Source organism: Pseudomonas morbosilactucae (assembly GCF_023241715.1).
GTDB classification, from domain to species: domain Bacteria; phylum Pseudomonadota; class Gammaproteobacteria; order Pseudomonadales; family Pseudomonadaceae; genus Aquipseudomonas; species Aquipseudomonas morbosilactucae.
On record NZ_JALQCW010000118.1, the window covers coordinates 1 to 3,637 of the forward strand.

The following is a 3,637-nucleotide window of genomic DNA, read 5'->3' on the forward strand; positions in this document are numbered from 1 at the left end:
TGATCTCTCGCGACCCTGAACGATCACTGCGCCTGACGCCCTCGTTCCACGGTCCCGTGGGAATGCCTCTTGGGACGCTCCGCGTCCCGCTGTTGCCGGCACAGAGCGGTGTGGGCGCTGGCTTGCCAGCGATGGGACGGGGGATTGGCGTGTGGATCAGCGCCGCAGGTAGGCGCCGAAGTCGATGTCGCCGGCGCTGAGGATGGCTTGCACTCGGTTGTGCACATTGAGCTTGCGCAAGATCGCCGAGACGTGGGCCTTTACCGTGGTTTCGGCGATGTCCAGGGTGTAGGCGATCTGCTTGTTCGACTCGCCTTTGGTCATCCGTTCCAGCACCAGCAACTGCTTGCGGGTCAGGGCCTGGAGCAGTTCCGGCGGGAAGCTCGGGGCTTCGTGGTTGCGGCGGCCGGTGAGGTTTTTCTGGGTGCGGATGATGTCTGGCGGCAGGTAGACGTTGCCATTGAGAATCTGCTCGATGGCCTCGGTCATCTGCGAGCGTGGCGAAGACTTGGTGATAAAGCCCACGGCGCCGTAGGTGATGGCCTGTAGCACGATCTGCTTGTCTTGCTCGGCCGAGACGATCACTACCGGAATGGTCGGCGCTTCGTTGCGCAGGGTGATCAGGCCGTTGAGGCCGTGCATGCCGGGCATGTTCAGGTCCAGCAGGATCAGGTCCAGGTCGTCGTGCTCCTGGGTCAGCGCCAGGGCGCTGTCCAGGTCGGCGGTTTCCATGACCTCGCTGCCGGCAAAGCCGTCGCTGATGACGTTGTGGATGGCTTCGCGAAACAGTGGGTGATCGTCGGCAATCAGAATTTTATACATGGCCTTTCACCTCGTTATTGTGAGTGGGGCGGGGTTACGGCAAGCCGCTCCCGGGGTCAGGGAAAGGGTTCGGGTTGGGCCGGCTGCACCGGCAGGTTCGCGGCTTGCCAGGCATCCAGGCCATCGCGATACCAGTACAGGTTGTTATAGCCCAGGGCTGCGGCGCGTTTTACCGCGTTCCAGCTCAACCAGCAATCGGAGCGGCAATAAAAGACCAACGGCTGGGCCCGGTTGCCGGCGCTGAAACGTTGCAGGTGGTCGGCAAAATAAGCCTGCCAGGCAGCGCTCAACTCGCCGTCACCGGTATTGGCCAGCCAGTGGCTGCCGGGGAGGTTGGCGTGGGGTTCGTCTTCGATGAAACGGTCTTGCAGCCATTGTCGGCGATAGACGTCGATCAGCACTGGGCGCGGACTCTGTTCCAGCAGCTGTTGCAGGGTTGGGGTGTCGATGATCCGCGCGCCGTCCACCTGGGTCGGCGTGGGGCTGCGATAGAGGCTGGTGCGGTAGCCGTCGCTGGAAAACAGCGGCGTTTCGGCATGGGCCTGGCCCATCAGCACGCTCAGGGACAGGGCCGCGAGGGCAGGGCGCAGCAGGCAACGCAAGGCGCGAGGCATAGGGTTTTTATCCTTCTTGTTATGGGCCCATTACATGCCAGGACGGGGCATTTGTGAATGCGACCATCGACAGCAAAAGCAGTACCAAAGTCGTAGGCACCGGCTGGCTGGCGCGGGTGGTCTGGGCTGGAGGGCCGCGGGCTCAGGTGCTTTTGCGCAGGGCGGCGTGCTGGGGGTTGAAGGTCAGCACGGCGAGCACCGAGAACAGCACGGTCAGCCCCAGGCACACGGCCAGGGCCAGGGGGTTGAAGCGTTCGTACAGGGCAAAGCGCACCAGCTCCACGGCGTGGGTAAAGGGGTTGAGGGCGCACAGCCAATACAGCCACTGGCTGGCTTCGAGCATCTTCCACAGCGGGTACAGCGCCGAGGACAGGAAGAACAGCGGGAAGATCACGAAATTCATCACCCCGGCGAAGTTCTCCAACTGGCGAATGGCGTTGGACAACAACAGGCCCAGGGCACTGAGCATGAGCGCCACCAGCAACAACGCTGGCAACGCCACCAGCAGGCCCATGGCCGGCGGTTGCACGCCGTACAGCCAGGCAATGGCGAGGAAGGCATACACCTGCAACAGCGAGATCAGCGAGGTGGCTAACAGCTTGCTGGCCAGCAGGAAGGCCCGGGGCAGGGGGCTGGTGAGCAGCACGCGCATGCTGCCCATTTCCCGGTCATAGACCATCGACAGCGAGCCCTGCATGCCGTTGAACAGCAGGATCATGCAGGCCAGCCCGGGGATGATGTAGACCTCGTAGGGGATGTAGGTGTCGTAGGGCTCGATGATGGCGATGCCCAGGGCCGCGCGAAACCCGGCGGCGAACACCAGCAACCACAGCAGTGGGCGCACCAGGGCGCTGAGAAAGCGCGTGCGCTGCAACACGAAGCGCAGCCATTCGCGCAGCACGATGCCGCTGAAACAATGCCAGTAGGCGCTCATGGGTGGGCGACTCCAGAAGGGGTTGGGCGGGTCAGGCGGGCAAAGACTGAGTCCAGGTCGCCGCCGTGTTCCAGGCTCAGGGCGGCCGCTTCCGCGCTGGCCACCAGGCGCCCTTGGTGGAGGATCAACAGGTCGTCGCTCGGCTGCACTTCATCCAGCAGGTGCGTGGTCCACAGCACGCTGATGCCCTGCTCGCGGCACAGGCTGCGCAGGTGCTGGTTGAGCGCCAGGCGGCTGGCCGGGTCGAGGCCGACGCTGGCTTCGTCCAGCAGCAACAGGCGCGGCTCATGCAGCAGGGCCCGGGCGATTTCCACCCGCCGCCGATGGCCACCGTTGAGGGCGCGTACCCGCTCGCGGCGGCGCTCGGTCAAGCCCTGGCGCGCCAGCTCGGCCTCGACCCGGGCCTGGCTCTGGCGCCGTGACAGGCCGTGCAGCGCCGCGTGGTAGTGCAGGTTTTGCTCGATGCTCAGGTCCAGGTCCAGGGTGCTTTGCTGGAACACCACGCCGAGCTGGCGCAGGGCCGCGCCAGGCGCTTGGCCCAGGGAACTGCCGCCCACCAGGATCTGCCCGTGTTGCAGGTTGTAGAGCCGGGTCAGCAGGGCGATCAGGGTTGACTTGCCGGCGCCGTTGGGCCCCAGCAACGCCGCAAAACGCCCGGGCGCCAGGCTGAAACTCACCTGCTTCAGGGCTTCACGCTGGCCGTAGGCGAAGCTCACCTCGTTGACCTCCAGGGCGTTCATGGGGTGACCACCACGCCCCAGGGGTAGCGTCCGACCTTGATCGACTTCAAGACCTTGAGGCTCTTCACGTCGATCACCGAGACATCCCCGCTGACCCCGTTGGTGGCCAGCAACTGGCCCTGGTCCGGGGTGAACGCCAGTTGCCAGACCCGCCGCCCCACTAGCAGGTAGTCGAGGATTTCGAAGGTCTGGGCGTCGATCACCGCAATGTGGTTGGCCGGGCCCAGGGCGACAAAGGCGTACTTGCCGTCGGCGCTGAGCTTGATGCCCACCGGCTGTACCTTGTCCGGGTGCACGCCCTTGATCTTGAAGTTCAGGGTCTTGAGGATGCCGCGCGTGGCCACGTCGAGAATGGTCACCGTGCCGCCGATTTCCGCCGAGGCCCAGAGGCGCGAGCCGTCCTGGTTGAACTCGACAAAACGCGGGCGTGCGTACACGGTCGCTGTCGGCCAGGCTCTGGGTGCTGGTGTCGATCCAGTGCAGCATGTTGGTGGTTTCGCTGGTGTTCACCGCCCACTTGCCGTTCG

The 3,637-nt window shown here is 64.8% G+C and carries 4 protein-coding genes and 1 pseudogene; all 5 read right to left on the minus strand.

The window, feature by feature from the left end; genetic code table 11:
• Positions 1 to 156 precede the first annotated feature (156 nt).
• Positions 157 to 822, minus strand: coding sequence for a response regulator transcription factor (locus M1B34_RS32650; RefSeq protein WP_123331243.1), 666 nt, complete (start codon positions 820 to 822; stop codon positions 157 to 159).
• Positions 823 to 878: 56 nt separating this feature from the next.
• Positions 879 to 1,436, minus strand: coding sequence for a PQQ-dependent catabolism-associated CXXCW motif protein (locus tag M1B34_RS32655; protein ID WP_123331245.1), 558 nt, complete (start codon positions 1,434 to 1,436; stop codon positions 879 to 881).
• A 142-nt stretch (positions 1,437 to 1,578) separates the two neighbouring features.
• Positions 1,579 to 2,370: an ABC transporter permease gene (locus tag M1B34_RS32660; protein WP_268261829.1), complete on the minus strand. Its 792-nt coding sequence runs from the start codon at positions 2,368 to 2,370 to the stop codon at positions 1,579 to 1,581.
• Positions 2,367 to 3,110 carry an ABC transporter ATP-binding protein gene (locus tag M1B34_RS32665; RefSeq protein ID WP_268267333.1) on the minus strand — a complete coding sequence of 248 codons (744 nt, stop codon included), beginning with the start codon at positions 3,108 to 3,110 and terminating at the stop codon, positions 2,367 to 2,369. Before M1B34_RS32665 ends, M1B34_RS32660 begins: the two co-directional genes overlap by 4 nt.
• A pseudogene (locus M1B34_RS32670) lies at positions 3,107 to 3,637 on the minus strand (PQQ-dependent catabolism-associated beta-propeller protein); the annotation flags it as partial. The pseudogene M1B34_RS32670 and the gene M1B34_RS32665, both read right to left, overlap by 4 nt.